This window comes from Priestia sp. HNGD-A6 (assembly GCF_045784335.1).
In the GTDB taxonomy this organism is placed as follows: domain Bacteria; phylum Bacillota; class Bacilli; order Bacillales; family Bacillaceae_H; genus Priestia; species Priestia zanthoxyli.
Genome location: NZ_CP138621.1, coordinates 2,982,024 through 2,998,727, shown reverse-complemented (window position 1 = coordinate 2,998,727; position 16,704 = coordinate 2,982,024). Strand labels below are relative to the sequence as shown.

Genomic DNA, 16,704 nt, shown 5'->3' with positions numbered 1-16,704 from the left:
CTTTACACTCCTTTTAGGAAATTCCTTCGTAGTTGATTCCAAATTTATGGATAATTATTTCGTTACCACTATCCTAATATGTTCTTCCTATTATCGTCTATTTTTTTGCTCAATTTAATAACGTATTCACAATTTTACTGTACTTTCTAACTGTTGCAGCCGAAATGGAATATTGTTTTGCCGCATCGGCTTGAGTAATAGACTGGTTTTGTTCTTTCGCCCATATATATGTGACGGCTGCAGCCCATGCATTTACGTTGACATGCTGAAAATCATAGGATTGTTTATATACCTGTACATATACATAAAACCAAAAGCTTAAAAGATCCTGGGTATCACTTTCAGTCTGCGATTCCATCTCCAGTTCAATAACATCTGCCACCTCAAAAATCACATGTTGTTTATCCTGCCATACATACGTATATACTTCATCCAAAAGTGTACTCATATGTATGGACGATTTGATTTCTTCTAAAAGAAGCAGACGCTGCTGTTCAGGAAGCTTTTTTGCCATATACAAGCTGTAAAGCTGATCGTGAACATTGTTTGTTGCACACTTCTTTTTCGCTGTAACATCCACTTTCGATTGAAAAACCTTCGCAGCTTTTTGACTGATGCGCCAAGGCTCCTCTCCTTCTTTATCAGGAACGTCTTCCAATGCCAGCTTCCACATTTCTTTAGCGAAGGCTTCATGTCCAGTATAGTAAGAGGCGTATGAAAGCCAATAATGAAATGAGTTGTCTCCTTGAAAACCTTGTGTATAAAGCTTTTTTAACCATCTGTATGATAGTTTGTATTGACCAATCAACGCAAATGTTGCTCCAAGCTTATAGCGGTGTTCAAATGACATCGGATAAACGCGGCTAAGCCCGTCTGTAAGCTCCTCAACTTCTTTATGCTTATGGCAATAATAATAGAAAATCAGCTGATTGCATAACGCATGAAGATTTCCAGGGTTTTTCTCCAATACTTCATTCAGCAAATCCATTGCCTCATCAATTTTATTTAAATAAAAATAAGCTAACGCTAAATTATTATATGCAGACCAGAATTCTGGATACTCATCAATTATTTCAGTTAACAAATCCACTGCTTCTTCAAAATTCGTTGCTTCAAGCAGTCGTTTTGCTTGTTCTTGTTTTATAATCAGCATGTCGCCTAGCTGATTTTTAGGCTCTTCATCTTCTTCATCCACATCAATTGATAGTAAATCTAACAGATCTGTAGCCGATCGAAAGAGGTCACCATTTGGAAAATGCTCAATGTAATACATCGCGTATTTTTTTGATTCTTCAAACAGTCCAAGATGCGCATAGCTGTTGGCTATATAGTAGTAACAGCTTCCTAATGTATCGTCCATATGATGAATCACATGGAGAAAAAGCTCGTTGGCATCTTGATAATCTCCCTGCTCCGTTAAAGCTACTCCAACGTTTGTAAGAAGCTGTGGATTACGGGCATTTTCTTTGTTTGCACGCGTTAAATACTTGAGCGCTTTATCTGACTCCTCTTCTTCAAACGCCTGCAGCGCTTTTTCGAAATAGAAGTCACCCGTTTGCGAAAATGGAATTACTTGTGCCATTTTTTGAATTACTTTTGAGTGTTTTTCCATTAAGCCCTCCAAATAAGTTGATAATTTCGACGTTCGTAGTATATCACATTTGCCAAGAAGTTTAATACCTCTATTCAAAAAAGGAGCCTGCAAGCAGTCGTTTCTTGACGCAAATAAGAGAAGGTTTTGCCTCTTTTATCTAAAATGAGACAACTCCTTCTCTCCTTTCACTATGTAGCTATTAGCTAGAGTGACGTTCCTTTAATACTGATAGGACATCGTCCAAAGGCAGCTTTTGCTCACGAAGTAAAACAAGTACGTGGTACAGTAAATCCGCAACTTCCCACTTCAGCTCATCATGGTCACGATTTTTTGCTGCAATAATCACTTCACCTGCTTCTTCTCCTACTTTTTTGAGGATTTTATCTACGCCTTTATCGAATAAGTACGTCGTATAAGCTCCTTCTGGCATTTCAGCTTCACGCTTAGCAATCACTTCTTCTAGCTCATTAATAATAGCAAACCGATTATCATTTTGTTTATTTTCGCCAAGAATTGTTTCATTAAAACAGCTGTAAGCCCCCGTATGACAAGCAGGACCTTGAGGCTCCACTTTTACAACAAGAGAATCAGCATCACAGTCATATGCCATGCTCACAATTTTTTGTGTGTTCCCAGAGGTTGCGCCCTTGTGCCATAACTCTTGTCGAGAACGGCTGTAAAACCATGTTTCACGTGTATCAATTGATTTTTGAAGTGATTCTTCGTTCATATAAGCCAATGTTAAAACTTCTTTGCTCACAGCATCTTGTACAATAGCTGGCACAAGTCCATCACTGTTGAATTTAATGTTTTCAATCGTCATCGAATGCTCACTCCTTGTTGTTTTGCATAGCTTTTAATTTCTTTTACAGATGTTTCTTTATAGTGAAAGATCGAAGCCGCCAAAGCCGCGTCAGCTTCTCCTTTTTCAAACGCATCGACAAAATCTTGACCATTTCCTGCGCCGCCAGAAGCAATAACAGGAACGCTCACCGCTTGGCTGACCGCTTTGGTTAACGCTAAATCAAACCCTGACTTTTCGCCGTCTTTATCCATGCTCGTTAACAAGATCTCACCCGCACCGCGCTTCACTGCTTCTCTTGCCCAGTCGATTACTTCCCAGTCCGTTGCATTGCGGCCTCCGTGTGTATAGACTCGCCATGATTTTAAGCTTTCATCGTACTTAGCATCGATTGCTACCACAATACACTGAGCTCCAAAAAAGTCGGACCCTTCTGTAATCAGTGCTGGATTGAGTACGGCCGCTGTATTTAATGACACTTTGTCTGCACCAGCACGAAGCATTCTCTTCATATCTTCTAATGCATTAATTCCTCCGCCCACCGTAAAAGGAATCGCTAGCTGAGATGCTACTTCTTCTACAACATGTACCATTGTTTTGCGTCCTTCATGAGAAGCAGAAATATCTAAAAAGACTAATTCATCTGCGCCTTCTTCATCATAAAATTTCGCCAACTCTACAGGATCTCCTGCATCTCGAAGTTCCACAAACTGAACTCCTTTTACCACACGGCCGTCCTTTACATCTAAACAAGGAATGATTCGTTTTGTAATCATTGCGCTTTCACCTCTTGAAGTGCTTCAGCTACTGTAAACTTATTTGTATAAAGTGCTTTCCCTACAATCGCACCAATAACGCCGTCAGCTTCATATTTCTTTAGTGCATCTAGATCAGCAAGCTTACTAACTCCCCCTGATGCAATCACACCTTTTCCAGTAGCCTTAGCCATTTCAACAATTCCTTCCACATTAGGACCAGACAGCATACCATCTGTAGAGATATCCGTGAAAATAAATGTTTCCGCACCAGCATTAGCCAATTCTTTTCCTAGTTCTGTCGCTTTGATTGTAGATGTTTCCACCCAGCCTTCCGTCGCAACATAGCCATCACGTGCATCAATACCAATAGCAATACGCGCACCATATTCCTTCAACATTTTTTTCACAAATTCAGGATTTGAAATAGCTGCACTTCCTAAAATAACGCGGTCAATTCCGTTTTCTAAATAGTAAGCAACGTCAGCTTCTGAGCGAATGCCTCCTCCAATTTGCACACGTACATTTAATTTCTTTTTCACGCCTAGCACAAATTCATCATTCACGCGCTTAGCCGCTTTTGCGCCGTCTAAATCAACCATGTGAATCCACTGAGCGCCTTCACTTGCGAATTGTGTGGCCATATCTACCGGAGAGTCTCCGTACACCGTTTCTTTTGTGTAATCTCCTTGAAGCAAACGGACGCACTTCCCTCCGCGCATATCAATGGCTGGATATATTTCAAATTTGCTCATACGATGGGCTCCTTTTCTCTACGAAGTTTGCATAATTTTGAAGCATTTGCATTCCGATTGCACTGCTTTTTTCAGGGTGGAATTGAGTGCCAAATACGTGTTCTTTTCCAACAACTGCTGGAACTTCAACATCATAAGGACTTGTTGCTAAAAGCACGTCTTGGTCGTTTGTTTTTACGTAATAAGAGTGAACAAAGTACACGTGACCTGCACTGATTCCATCAAGCAGAGCGGACTGCTGATGAAAATCTAAAGAGTTCCAGCCCATATGCGGAACTTTATATGTCTGTCCTTCGGCAGTAATGCCGGGAATACGCTCGACTCTCCCTTTTAACAGTTCCAGCCCTTTTGTTACACCGTTCTCATCGCTTTCTTCAAATAAAAGCTGCATACCTAAACAAATTCCAAGCAAAGGCATTCCTTTTTCTACTTCTTCTTTAATAAAGTCCGTCAGCTTTGTTTGATTCAGCTGTTCCATCGCATCTTTGAATGCTCCAACTCCAGGAAGAATCAACCCTTTTGCCTTTCTTAGTTCTGCAGGATCTGCGGAGATGATATAGTCATAGTTTAATCGTTCAAGAGCTTTACTTACGCTGTATAAGTTTCCCATCCCATAGTCAATAATGCCAATCATTTACAACATTCCTTTCGTCGAAGGCACACCTTTGACACGCGGATCAATCGTTGTCGCTTCGTCCAAAGCACGTGCTAATGCCTTAAATACCGCTTCAATAATGTGGTGCGTATTTTTACCGTAGTGTACGATTACATGTACATTCATGCGAGATTCTAATGCAAATTTCCATAAAAATTCATATACAAGCTCTGTATCAAATGTACCGACGCGCGAAGCGGGAATGTCACCTTTAAATTCAAAATGAGGACGATTGCTTAAATCTACTACGACTTGGGCTAACGCGTCATCCATTGGTACAAACGCATTTCCATAGCGTTTAATTCCTTTTTTATCACCGAGCGCTTCTTTGAACGTTTGACCAAGGCAAATACCGATATCTTCCGTTGTATGGTGATCATCAATCTCCGTGTCTCCATCTGCTTTTACATCAAGGTTAAACTGTCCGTGTTTTGTAAATAAATCGAGCATATGATTTAAAAAAGGAACGCCTGTATCAATGTTCGCTTTTCCTTCTCCATCGATTCCAATCGCTAATGCAATATCCGTTTCGTTTGTTGTACGTTTAATACTTGACTCTCTCATTGTGAAACTCCTTTCAACTGTGCATGTAATAAGTAAAGAAAAGAACATTTCTACTCTTTTTTTTAATCTCCGCCTTATTTTTTAAAGCGTTCTTCAACTGCCCTTGCATGAGCTTCTAGCCCTTCTAAACGAGCAAACGCTGCGATTTTTGAAACATTTTTCTGCAGGGCTTGTTGGCTGTATGAAATAATACTAGACTTCTTTACAAATGAATCAACTGATAAAGGACTTGAGAATTTTGCTGTCCCATTGGTTGGAAGAACATGGTTTGGTCCAGCGAAATAATCGCCAACAGGTTCTGAACTGTATCTTCCTAGAAAAATAGCACCGGCATGACGAATGGAACCTAAAAGTTCAAGCGGACTTTCAGTCATAATTTCTAAATGCTCAGGGGCTAATTGATTAACAGCTTCAACCGCTTCTTCTAATGACCCGGTCACATAAATAGCGCCATGGTTATCAATAGAAGGTTTGGCAATTTCTTTACGTGGTAAAGACTCTACTTGCCTTTCTACTTCTTCTTTAACAGCTTCGGCTAACTTCATAGAAGGCGTAACTAAAATACTTGAAGCTAATTTGTCATGTTCTGCTTGAGACAATAAATCAGCGGCCACTTCGTTCGGCTTAGCCGTATCGTCTGCTAGTACGACAATTTCACTAGGTCCAGCAATTGAGTCAATGTCTACTAAGCCATATACTTCTCTCTTCGCCAATGCAACAAAGATATTACCAGGCCCTACAATTTTATCGACGGGTTGAATTGTTTCTGTTCCATAGGCAAGTGCTCCTACTGCCTGAGCTCCCCCTACTTTATAAATCTCTTCGACCCCAAGCTCACTCGCTGCTACAACTACTCCAGCAGGAAGCGCGCCGTCTTTTCCTGGTGGTGAAACCATCACGATACGTTTTACACCTGCCACTTGAGCAGGAATGACATTCATTAAAACGGAAGAAGGATACGCTGCAAGACCTCCCGGTACATAAACACCTACTGCATCTAAAGGCGTTACTTTCTGCCCTAAAATGGTGCCGTCTTCTTTTGTTGTCATCCAAGACTGCTCGACCATTCTTTCGTGGTAATCACGAATGTTGTCAGCAGCTTCACGAATGATTGACAGCATATCTGCATCAACCAGCTCATAAGCACGCTTCTTTTCTTGTTCTGTCACAAGCAAAGAAGCAAGCTCAACGCCGTCAAATTGGGCTGTATATCTTTTTAAAGCTTCGTCTTTTTGCTCTTGCACTTGCTTTAAAATATTTACGACAATTTCTCTTTGGGCACTCGTCCCTTGATCAATCGTACGCTTTAAGCTCACTTGTTCTGTTACACGTGTAATTTTCAATGTATGTCACCTCTTTTATACAGGTTGAACCACTTGGGCTAAACGATTCACTAAATCATCAATTCGTTCGTCTTTTAAACGATAGCTTACAGGGTTCACAATCAAACGCGATGTAATATCTTCAATGTGCTCCAATTCAACAAGTCCGTTCTCTTTTAGTGTTTGTCCTGTTGATACAATATCAACAATCCGATCAGCAAGGCCGATTAAAGGCGCTAATTCAATCGAACCATTCAATTTAATAATCTCTACTTGTTCTCCTTGCTCCCTGAAATAAGTAGATGCTACATTTGGATATTTGGTTGCCACTTTTTGAGCAATTTCTGATTTTTTAGCATTAGGCAAGCCGGCAACGGCCAGATGACATTTACTAATATTTAAATCCAACAGCTCATAGACATCTCGTTCTTCTTCTAACATTACGTCTTTGCCTGCAATACCAAGATCCGCTACTCCGTATTCTACATAAGTAGTAACGTCCATTGGTTTCGCTAAAATAAAGCGCATGTTCTCTTCAGGAATATCTACAATCAGCTTGCGCGAATCGTCAAATTCTGGCGGCAATTGAAAGTCTGCTTGACGCAAAAGTTCAGCTGCTTCTTCAAAAATACGTCCTTTTGGCATTGCAATTGTTAATAGTTCACTCATTATTGTCCCCCCTTGCCTCGTTTTCCAATTAGAAACGTGACTTCTTCAAACTGTGCAGTAAATACATCAACATCATCAACGCCCGCAATTTCCTGAGTCACTACCCGGTATCCTTGCTTGCGCTGTTCAGCAGCTAAAGCTAATGCCTCATCTAAACGCTCTTGACTATATAATATGCCGTATACTACTGAAGGCTCATATACTTCTTCGCCCAGCGCTTCAATTAAGCGGTCGAGCTGAATTCCAAATCCTGTAGCTGGTGTTTTAGACGCGAATTTTTCAAGAAGCTGGTCATAACGTCCTCCATTACCGATATGGAAACCAACGTTTTCAGCAAAAACTTCAAATAAAATACCTGTGTAATAGCTCATATGACTGACTAAGTTAAAATCAATTTTAATTTCATCCGTTACACCGTACGCATCAAGCATATTCCATAGCTTTTTCAAATCACCGGCTGCTTTTTGCCCAGCTTCGTTTTCAACGAGTTCAACCGCTTCTTCAATCTTCTTTTCATCTCCACGCAGGTTAAGCAGCTGAAGGAGACGCTGTTTATCGATAGAAGATAGATTCAAATCTTTTACATGATTACGATAACCCACGTAATTTTTCTCATATAAAAAGCGGCGAAGCACGTTAGCACGTTCTTCATTTCCGACAATCTCTAAAAAAAGCGAATTAACGAACCCGATGTGGCCAATTGCGACTTTAAATGATTTAAGTCCCGCTCTTTTTAATGCGCCGATCATGAGAGCAATGACTTCAGCATCGCTGCTCATCGTAGCGTCTCCAATTAGCTCAACGCCTATTTGTTCAAACTCCGCCGGGCGGCCACCCTCACGCTGCTGAGCTCGGAATACATTTGCTTCATAAGCTAAGCGCAAAGGAGAATTATTTAAAAGTTTTGAAGCGGCCACACGTGCAAATGGCGTTGTTACATCCGGTCGCAGCACAAGCGTATGCCCTTCTTTATCTAAAAGTTTAAACAATTGTTGATCTAAAATAGCTGATGCGCTTCCTACCGTCTCGTAGTATTCCACAGTAGGTGTTGCCATATATTGATAGCCCCAGCTGCTGATTTCATCTGCCAGCTGACTGCGAACTTGTTTTTTTCTTTCAAAAAGAGCTGGCAGGGTATCTCTCATTCCAAGGGGTTTTTCAAACATAAATAACTTTGACATTCTGACACGTCCTTTAAGCTTGATTTTATCTATTAAGGAACCATTGATAGGTTGATTTTACTTTATCGCGCTAATGTATTAGCGAAATAACAAATTAAAGTTATTGATAGTTTACACCCGATAAAGTCAGCCGTCAACCGCCAGCTGTTCAAATTTACAAAAAAAACCACAGCTTAGTTCTTGCTAAGTTGTGGTTTTAGGTTCTGCTTCCCTGCGCTTTTCCATTTCTTCTTTTGTATAGATGACACGCATAGGGTTACCTCCAACAAAGAAACCGGGTGCTACATCTTTATGAACCACCGTTCCAGCCGCTACAACCGCTTCGTTGCCGATTGTTACACCTGGAAGGATGGTGCTATTTGCTCCAATCATCACTTCATCCCCAATGATGACATCTCCAAGACGATATTCCGTTATCAGATATTCATGAGCGAGAATAGTGGTATTGTATCCAATGACCGTATTGCGTCCTACTTGTATTTTTTCAGGAAACATAATATCAAGCATCACCATAAGGGCAAAGGATGTTTGAGGTCCTACTTTCATCCCTAAGCACGCTTTATACAGCCAGTTTTTCATCGAAAGAAAAGGCGTATAACGAGCGCATTGAATGATGAGGAAGTTGCGCACTACTTTCCAAAAAGGCACGGTCTTATAGACATGCCAAAGGGAGTTAGCTCCTTTAACCGGATAGCGCGTTGTTTTTCTCACTGACGTTCTCCTTTTAATATATCAATTAAATCCGTCATATTTTCTAAAATAATATCAGGGTTATAAGAAGCGATATGATCTCTTCCTTTTGCACTCCAAGCAACTCCAGCTGTTTTCGTGTAAGCTCTTTGGCCGGAAACGATATCGTGATGGTTATCTCCTACCATCAGCGCTTCTTCAGGTTTAGCATCAAGCAGATTCAGCGCTTTTTCGACCGGCTCAGGATGCGGCTTTGCATTTGTTACGTCTTCAATTGCGACAATCGTATCAAAGAACTGATCTAACTTTGTTAACTTAAGCCCCATCATGACCGTATTTCTTTGCTTAGTTGTGACAATACCTAATTTATAATTCTGCTCGTGCAGCCATTTAACTGTTTCAAGTACGCCTTCAAATTCTTTCACAAGCAAATCATGATTGGCTAGATTATGCGTGCGATACATCTCAATCATTTCGTTTACTTTCGTTTTATCCATTTCTACAAACGTGTCGTATAAAGGCGGACCCATGAACTGTAAAATATCTTCACGAGTGTATTGTTCAGGATAATAGTGATTAAGCGTATGAGTAAACGAAGCAATAATTAATTCATTTGTATCAATTAACGTACCGTCTAAATCAAACAAAACCGTATTAATCGTCATTATTCATTTCCTTCCCTTGCGTCAAATCAAGTTTGTCTAAACCTTGTAGCTTTTCTTCATTTACGCCTTAGATTGTGCTTCTTCATTCTCTAAGTATTTCTGTTTACTCATTCCCGTCACGCGGCGGATAATAATTAAAATAATGGCTATGACAATCAGTGCAAGTGAAACAACTTGAGCGATTCTGAGTGTATGCGTCAGCATTAAACTATCCGTGCGAAGCCCTTCTACAAAGAAGCGTCCAACTGAGTACCAGATTAAATAAGATAAGAAAATTTCTCCTTTTCGCAGACTGGTGCGGCGAAGTACCATCAACAGGATAAATCCGGCAAAATCCCATAATGATTCGTATAAAAACGTAGGGTGATAATATGCACCATTAATATACATTTGGTTAATAATAAAATTTGGAAGGTGCAACCCTTCTAAAAAAGCACGGGTAACCGGCCCCCCATGTGCCTCTTGATTCATAAAGTTGCCCCAGCGCCCAATGGCTTGGCCAAGGATTAAACTAGGCGCAGCAATATCAGCCAACTTCCAAAATGAAATCTTTTTTACTTTCGAATACACAATGGCAGTTAATACGCCTCCGATTAAGCCACCATGAATGGCGATCCCGCCTTGCCAAATCTGAGGTATTTCGTTCAAATGCTTTGAATAGTATCCCCATTCAAAGGATACATAATAAATTCGTGCACAAATAATAGCTATTGGCACAGCAAATAGAATAAGATCAACAAATGTATCTTTTGATAAGCCTCTTCTTACGCTTTCTCTTGTCGCAATATAAAGACCCAACAGAACACCTGCACCGATAATGACACCATACCAGTAGACCGTTAGAGGGCCAATTTCAAGGAAAACGCGATCTAACGGCTGAATAGTTGCTTCCACAAGTTAACACCCTTTCTTATAAATCTTCACGGTCTCCTTCTTCAATTACATCTGTTAGACGTGCAGAAAATTGTTCTGCTGCGTTAATACCCATACGCTTTAAGCGGAAGTTCATTGCTGCCACTTCAATGATAACAGCTAAGTTTCGTCCCGGACGTACTGGCAATGTAATTTTTGTAACGTCTGTATCAATAATTTTCATTTTATCTTCTTCTAAACCAAGGCGATCATAATGTTTCTGCTGATCCCATGTCTCTAACTGAATAACAAGTGAAATTCGCTTATAGCTTCGTACAGCTCCTGCGCCGAATAGCGTCATCACATTGATGATCCCTAGTCCTCGAATTTCAAGCAAATGCTCGATTAAACCAGGCGCATTTCCTACAAGCGTGTCTTGATCTTCTTGACGGATTTCCACACAGTCATCGGCTACTAGACGATGCCCCCTCTTAACAAGCTCTAGAGCTGTTTCACTTTTACCAACGCCGCTTTTTCCCATGATTAATACACCAATTCCGTATATATCAACTAATACGCCGTGCAGGGCAGTCGTAGGTGCTAGCCTGCTTTCAAGAAAATTCGTTAAATGGCTGGAAAGTCGCGTTGTTTTAAAGCTTGAACGCAGCACGGGAACTGATTCACGCTCTGAAGCTTCGATAAGTTCTTTCGGTACATCCATTTCGCGGGAAACAATGATAGCCGGCGTGATATCTGTACACATTTTTTCCATTCGAACTTTTTTTTGTTCCTCATCTAACTGTTTAAAAAATGATAGTTCTGTTTTACCTAACAGCTGGATACGTTCTGCTGGGTAGTATGTAAAATAACCTGCCATTTCAATACCTGGACGTGAAATATCACTCGTTGAAATAGGGCGGTCGATTCCTTCTTCTCCGCTAATAAGCTCTAATTTAAATTTCTCAATGATGTCTTTTGTACGTACTTTAACCACCGTGCATCCTCCTTTTATAAACAGTCATATACCTGTTCATGTCTACAGTATATCCAACTCTCGCTTTTATGTCGCGTTTGGTTCTACTAGCCACTTTATTTTATCATTAATACAGAAAGAAAAGAAAAAAAAGATGGCATAGGCTGCATCGCCTTACCATCTTTTTTAGAAAATTAAATATTGCAAGAAAGTTATCTTCTATTTTGAAGCGGTTCAACAATCACTCGTTGAATAAGCGCATTTAGAAGCGACATAATTACCGAGGCTAAAAGCGCTGTACCAAACCCGTCAATATTAAAAGAATCTCCCATAACACTTTGTGTAATCATCAGCGTAATGGCATTAATGACGAATAAGAATAGGCCAAGCGTAAGAAATGTCACCGGCAGGGTAAGTAAAATTAAAATCGGCTTAACAAACACATTCAAAATCGATAGAATTAAGCTCGCGATAATAGCTGCACTGACCGATTCCAAGTGAAAGGTGTCAATATAACCTGCGATTACGATTAATACGAGGGCATTGATTAAAATACTAATGATTCCACGCAATAACATTTTTAGAAATCTCCTTCTTCATTTGGAACTAAAAACACAAAAATCATATATAAAATGACCGGAGTACCTACTGTAAAAAATAAACTGATGATAAACAATACGCGGAGTAGTGAAGCATCTATTCCGATATACTGAGAAATACCGCCGATAACACCCGCAAGCTTGCGATTTGTTCGCGAACGATACAACTTTCGCACGTTAATCATCTCCTTTGTTTTTTTACTAAAACAAGCATTTTCTATTTTATAACAATTGAGCCTGTTTTGGATTCAGCTAACAATTTATAGCCTTTCGGCGAAGCGACATTTGCTTTGAAACGAAGTTGTTTCATCACCGTTTCTTTTTTCTCATCTACTATTTCCATCTCAGGAAGTGTACACGTAAAATTCCCAAAGTTAGATTTCAAATCTCCATCAACGGAGAGGTGGGACGGCGTATAGAGCGTAATGCTTCCTGTAGTCGTTTTGAAAAATGCTTTTTCAATGCGCTCTCCTTTTAAATACGTATCAATATCCCCGTTAAATGTCTGAACATCAATCTTTTTTGTATCTCCATCAAATTTAACCGTTCCATTGATTGTCTCAAGCTCACATTTCGAAGCGAGTATTCGAGAAAGTTCCATATGCCCGTTTGATGTCTCCATTTCAAGAGAATGGCTATTCACATCGTAAAAGCGGATGGTGCCATTAGCTGTTTTGGCTTTCAGGTCTCGTACGCTTAGTCTTTCCCCATCGATTGAACCATTAAACATACGGAGCTTGACGCGTTCATATTCCATTTCTGGAATATAAATAATCGCTTTCACCTTCATTTGCTTTTGCTGAATTGCAAAGCGCAGTTTGCCATTTTCGATGGAAAATGCGGTATGCTGCAAGAAAGTGCGGCGCGCTTCATCCGAATTCTCTACTTTGTAGATAGCAGCTTCACACTCTATTCGTACTTCTGTACTTCCCCAAGGTCGGAGTTGAACGCTTCCATTTGCTAAATCTACGTCAATCTCTTGAATATATGCTTCTGATTGCTGAAAGATGTGCTGAACGTCAATCGAAGGACCAAAGTTAAAATCTAAATCTCCTTCTTTTACTTTTTTTACCGTTTGATCTACAAATGTAAACAATTTTTCCTTTAAAGAGCTTTGAGATGACTTAGAAGCGTACGTTTTTTTCTGTTTTCCTCCTACATAAGGGGATAGCTCAGCTTTATCAGGCGTAGCATAGTAAGAGTCATTAGCTGAGTCTTTTTCCAGTGAATTCAGCAAGGTTAAAGCCTCATCTACGCTAAGTTTCCCTTCTTCTACCATCTGTAAAATTTGTTTGCGCTTTTCACTCATACCTTCCATCTCCTCTTTAAGTTTTAGTCATTTAACTTTTATCTGCTTAATATTTGTATCCCTTTTACAATATTCCATACAAACACAACAACATTAACTAAAGAAACAACAACTAAAGCTACAATTAAAAGAATAAATACCGTTCCACTAGAGCCAGTAAGAGCAGGAAGCAAGAAAAATAAGAACAAGATCGCTGTAGCGATAGGTAATAAATGTGACAAAAATGCAGTTTTTGCATGTTTCTTTACTTCTATGTTATGAACAACAAAATAAATAATAATAGGTAATAAAAATGGTGCAAAGAAAACGCTAAAATAATTTAAGGAAGATAGTATGCGATTTCCTTCCATAATAATCAGCTCCTTATATCATGTACTACGTTTTAATGAGTTAAAAAGTTTCATTCTTTATAAAAAAGACACCAATGCTGGTGTCTTTTAACGAGTTAATGCCTCTGCTTTTTCAACTTTTTTCTCCATACGCTTACGGTCACGTTCTAAAATTGGCTTCAAATAATGGCCCGTATAGGATTCTTTTACTTTCGCCACTTCTTCTGGCGTACCCGTAGCCACAATTTGTCCGCCTTTATCTCCACCTTCAGGCCCTAAATCAAGTAGATAATCAGCTGCTTTGATCACGTCTAAATTATGTTCGATCACTAGAACTGTATCTCCATTTTCAACTAAACGCTGAAGCACTTTTAATAAACGTGCGATATCATCGACATGAAGACCGGTAGTCGGTTCGTCTAAAATGTACAGCGTTCTTCCTGTTGAGCGACGGTGAAGCTCTGAAGCTAACTTTACACGCTGGGCCTCTCCACCCGATAAAGTAGTGGCCGGCTGTCCAAGCGTGATATAGCCAAGTCCTACATCGTAAATGGTCTGCAGCTTCCGCTTAATCTTTGGAATGTTTTCAAAGAAGTGAAGCGCGTCTTCAACTGTCATATCCAACACATCTGAAATGTTTTGATCTTTGTATTTTACTTCTAAAGTTTCCCGGTTATATCGTTTGCCGTGGCAGACTTCGCAAGGAACGTATACATCTGGAAGGAAATGCATTTCGATTTTAATAATACCGTCTCCTCGACAAGCTTCACAGCGGCCGCCTTTCACGTTAAAGCTAAAGCGGCCTTTTTTATATCCGCGCACTTTTGCTTCGTTTGTTTGGGCAAATACATCTCGAATGTCATCAAATACACCTGTATAGGTTGCAGGGTTTGAACGAGGCGTACGGCCTATGGGAGACTGATCAATATCAATGACTTTATCTAAATGTTCAATGCCTTTGATTTCTTTATGTTCTCCTGCTTTGCTTTTTGCTTTATGCAGCTTTTGCGCCAATGATTTGTGAAGGATATCATTTACAAGCGTACTCTTACCTGATCCAGATACACCTGTAACAGCTGTGAATACACCTAACGGAAGCTTTGCTTTTACATTTTTTAAATTGTTTTCTTTTGCTCCTATAATTTCAATCATCCGATCTTTATCTATTGAACGTCTTTCGGCTGGAAGTGGAATAAACTTCTCTCCTGATAGATATTGACCCGTTAAGGAATTTTCATCATCCATCACTTCCTGAGGCGTGCCTTGAGAAACAACGGCACCCCCGTGTACGCCGGCTCCTGGTCCGATATCAATTAAATAATCAGCTGCCATCATCGTATCTTCATCATGCTCTACAACAATCAACGTATTTCCAATATCGCGCATGTCTTGCATTGTGCGAATTAAGCGATCGTTGTCACGTTGATGAAGACCGATAGAAGGTTCATCTAAAATATAAAGAACCCCCGTCAAACGAGAACCGATTTGAGTAGCCAAGCGAATGCGCTGCGCTTCCCCTCCTGAAAGAGTTCCAGCAGAGCGGTTCAATGTTAAGTAATCAAGTCCCACGTTAATGAGAAAGCTTAGACGCTCACGAATTTCACGCAGTATCATATCCGCAATCTTCATGTCTTTTTCAGATAAACTGAGACTTTCAAAAAAGTCATATGCTTCTTTTACTGAAAAGCGTGTTGTATCTCCTATATGCTTTTCGTCAATAAGCACCGCTAAGCTTTCGCGTTTTAAACGATTTCCTTTACATTTTGGACAAGCTTGCTGAGCCATGTATTTTTCCATTTGCTCACGGATATAATCAGAACTTGTTTCATGATAACGGCGTTCTACGTTCCGAAGCACACCTTCAAATTCGATATGATTTTCTCTTACTTGGCCAAAATCATTTTCATAGCGAAAGTAAATTTTTTCTTTACCGCTGCCATATAATACTTTATCAAATAAATGTTCCGGGATATCTCGAACCGGCACATCCATGTCGATGCCGTAATGTGTACATACGGCTTCAAGCAGCTGCGGATAGTATTGAGAACTTGTTGGCTCCCAAGGTGCAATTGCGTGCTGATGAAGTGTTAAGTCATAGTTAGGAATCACTAAATCTTTATCCACTTCCAATTTCGTTCCTAACCCGTCACACGTTGGACACGCCCCGTACGGACTATTAAATGAAAACATGCGGGGCTCAAGTTCTCCAATGGAGAAGCCACATTTTGGACAAGCATGATGCTCGCTAAAAAGTAATTCTTCCTCACCTATTACATCAATAATTACTTTCCCATCTCCAAGGCGAAGAGCTGATTCCAAAGAGTCCGACAAACGAGCGGCTACACCTTCTTTGACAACAACGCGATCAATCACTACTTCAATGGAGTGCTTTTTGTTTTTTTCCAGTTCAATTTCTTCTGTTATTTCACGCATTTCTCCGTCTACTCGAATGCGAACGTACCCTTCCTTTTTAATATCTTCTAATACTTTTACATGGGTGCCTTTTCGGCCAGATACCACAGGGGCCAGTACTTGAAGTTTTGTACGTTCAGGGTACTCTAAAATTCTATCTACCATTTGCTCAATCGTTTGAGACGTAATTTCAATTCCATGATTAGGACAAATCGGCTTTCCTACACGAGCAAACAAAAGGCGCAAATAGTCATAGATTTCGGTCACAGTTCCGACGGTTGAACGAGGGTTTCGGCTCGTTGTTTTTTGATCGATTGAAATAGCAGGCGACAATCCTTCGATCGAATCTACATCTGGCTTATCCATTTGACCTAAAAACTGTCTTGCATACGCCGAAAGTGACTCGACATAACGTCTTTGTCCTTCAGCATAGATTGTATCGAAAGCTAAAGAAGATTTACCAGAACCTGACAACCCTGTTAATACCACTAATTTGTCTCGCGGGATTTCAATATCGATATTTTTCAAATTGTGGGCTCGTGCACCTTTTACCACGATTTTTTCCATCGCCATGTTTT

At 40.1% G+C, this 16,704-nt stretch carries 18 protein-coding genes; all 18 read right to left on the bottom strand.

Features of this window, described 5'->3' with window-relative positions:
* Positions 1-109: 109 nt before the first annotated feature.
* Positions 110-1,612: a lipopolysaccharide assembly protein LapB gene (locus SCI76_RS15180; RefSeq protein WP_033580422.1), complete on the bottom strand. Its 1,503-nt coding sequence runs from the start codon at positions 1,610-1,612 to the stop codon at positions 110-112.
* Between the two features lie 181 nt (positions 1,613-1,793).
* Positions 1,794-2,417, bottom strand: a complete 624-nt coding sequence (hisIE, locus tag SCI76_RS15175; protein WP_013059715.1) for a bifunctional phosphoribosyl-AMP cyclohydrolase/phosphoribosyl-ATP diphosphatase HisIE — start codon at positions 2,415-2,417, stop codon at positions 1,794-1,796.
* Complete coding sequence (hisF, locus tag SCI76_RS15170; RefSeq protein ID WP_048021783.1) at positions 2,414-3,172, bottom strand: imidazole glycerol phosphate synthase subunit HisF; 759 nt, start codon at positions 3,170-3,172, stop codon at positions 2,414-2,416. Before hisF ends, hisIE begins: the two co-directional genes overlap by 4 nt.
* Positions 3,169-3,906, bottom strand: a complete 738-nt coding sequence (gene hisA / locus SCI76_RS15165; protein ID WP_048021782.1) for a 1-(5-phosphoribosyl)-5-[(5-phosphoribosylamino)methylideneamino]imidazole-4-carboxamide isomerase — start codon at positions 3,904-3,906, stop codon at positions 3,169-3,171. Before hisA ends, hisF begins: the two co-directional genes overlap by 4 nt.
* Positions 3,893-4,540, bottom strand: a complete 648-nt coding sequence (hisH, locus tag SCI76_RS15160) for an imidazole glycerol phosphate synthase subunit HisH (RefSeq protein ID WP_034264272.1) — start codon at positions 4,538-4,540, stop codon at positions 3,893-3,895. Before hisH ends, hisA begins: the two co-directional genes overlap by 14 nt.
* The gene (gene hisB / locus SCI76_RS15155; RefSeq protein WP_013059719.1) at positions 4,541-5,125 is read right to left on the bottom strand and encodes an imidazoleglycerol-phosphate dehydratase HisB; all 585 of its coding nucleotides are present in this window, start codon (positions 5,123-5,125) and stop codon (positions 4,541-4,543) included.
* Positions 5,126-5,199: 74 nt separating this feature from the next.
* The gene (gene hisD, locus SCI76_RS15150; RefSeq protein ID WP_243495249.1) at positions 5,200-6,468 is read right to left on the bottom strand and encodes a histidinol dehydrogenase; all 1,269 of its coding nucleotides are present in this window, start codon (positions 6,466-6,468) and stop codon (positions 5,200-5,202) included.
* Positions 6,469-6,483: 15 nt separating this feature from the next.
* On the bottom strand, positions 6,484-7,116 hold the full coding sequence (gene hisG / locus SCI76_RS15145) for an ATP phosphoribosyltransferase (RefSeq protein WP_013059721.1): 633 nt from the start codon (positions 7,114-7,116) through the stop codon (positions 6,484-6,486).
* Positions 7,116-8,297 (bottom strand): ATP phosphoribosyltransferase regulatory subunit, encoded by a 1,182-nt coding sequence (locus tag SCI76_RS15140; protein ID WP_028412043.1) that lies wholly within the window; start codon positions 8,295-8,297, stop codon positions 7,116-7,118. Before SCI76_RS15140 ends, hisG begins: the two co-directional genes overlap by 1 nt.
* 183 nt (positions 8,298-8,480) lie before the next feature.
* Complete coding sequence (locus SCI76_RS15135) at positions 8,481-9,008, bottom strand: DapH/DapD/GlmU-related protein (RefSeq protein WP_063248405.1); 528 nt, start codon at positions 9,006-9,008, stop codon at positions 8,481-8,483.
* On the bottom strand, positions 9,005-9,652 hold the full coding sequence (gene ppaX, locus SCI76_RS15130; RefSeq protein WP_033580418.1) for a pyrophosphatase PpaX: 648 nt from the start codon (positions 9,650-9,652) through the stop codon (positions 9,005-9,007). The genes SCI76_RS15135 and ppaX overlap by 4 nt, the downstream gene beginning before the upstream one ends.
* Before the next feature lie 60 nt (positions 9,653-9,712).
* Positions 9,713-10,546 (bottom strand): prolipoprotein diacylglyceryl transferase, encoded by an 834-nt coding sequence (gene lgt, locus SCI76_RS15125; RefSeq protein WP_407544034.1) that lies wholly within the window; start codon positions 10,544-10,546, stop codon positions 9,713-9,715.
* Positions 10,547-10,562: 16 nt separating this feature from the next.
* Positions 10,563-11,498 carry an HPr(Ser) kinase/phosphatase gene (gene hprK, locus SCI76_RS15120; RefSeq protein WP_028412040.1) on the bottom strand — a complete coding sequence of 312 codons (936 nt, stop codon included), beginning with the start codon at positions 11,496-11,498 and terminating at the stop codon, positions 10,563-10,565.
* A 191-nt stretch (positions 11,499-11,689) separates the two neighbouring features.
* The gene (locus tag SCI76_RS15115; RefSeq protein WP_013059727.1) at positions 11,690-12,055 is read right to left on the bottom strand and encodes a phage holin family protein; all 366 of its coding nucleotides are present in this window, start codon (positions 12,053-12,055) and stop codon (positions 11,690-11,692) included.
* Positions 12,056-12,057: 2 nt separating this feature from the next.
* Complete coding sequence (locus SCI76_RS15110; protein ID WP_013059728.1) at positions 12,058-12,252, bottom strand: PspC domain-containing protein; 195 nt, start codon at positions 12,250-12,252, stop codon at positions 12,058-12,060.
* A gap of 41 nt (positions 12,253-12,293) precedes the next feature.
* Entirely contained in the window at positions 12,294-13,385 is a 1,092-nt protein-coding gene (locus SCI76_RS15105; RefSeq protein WP_028412039.1) for a DUF4097 domain-containing protein, read from the bottom strand.
* Positions 13,386-13,423: 38 nt separating this feature from the next.
* The gene (locus SCI76_RS15100; protein WP_013059730.1) at positions 13,424-13,735 is read right to left on the bottom strand and encodes a hypothetical protein; all 312 of its coding nucleotides are present in this window, start codon (positions 13,733-13,735) and stop codon (positions 13,424-13,426) included.
* 87 nt (positions 13,736-13,822) lie between these two features.
* Positions 13,823-16,699, bottom strand: coding sequence for an excinuclease ABC subunit UvrA (gene uvrA, locus SCI76_RS15095; RefSeq protein WP_028412038.1), 2,877 nt, complete (start codon positions 16,697-16,699; stop codon positions 13,823-13,825).
* Positions 16,700-16,704 lie beyond the last annotated feature (5 nt).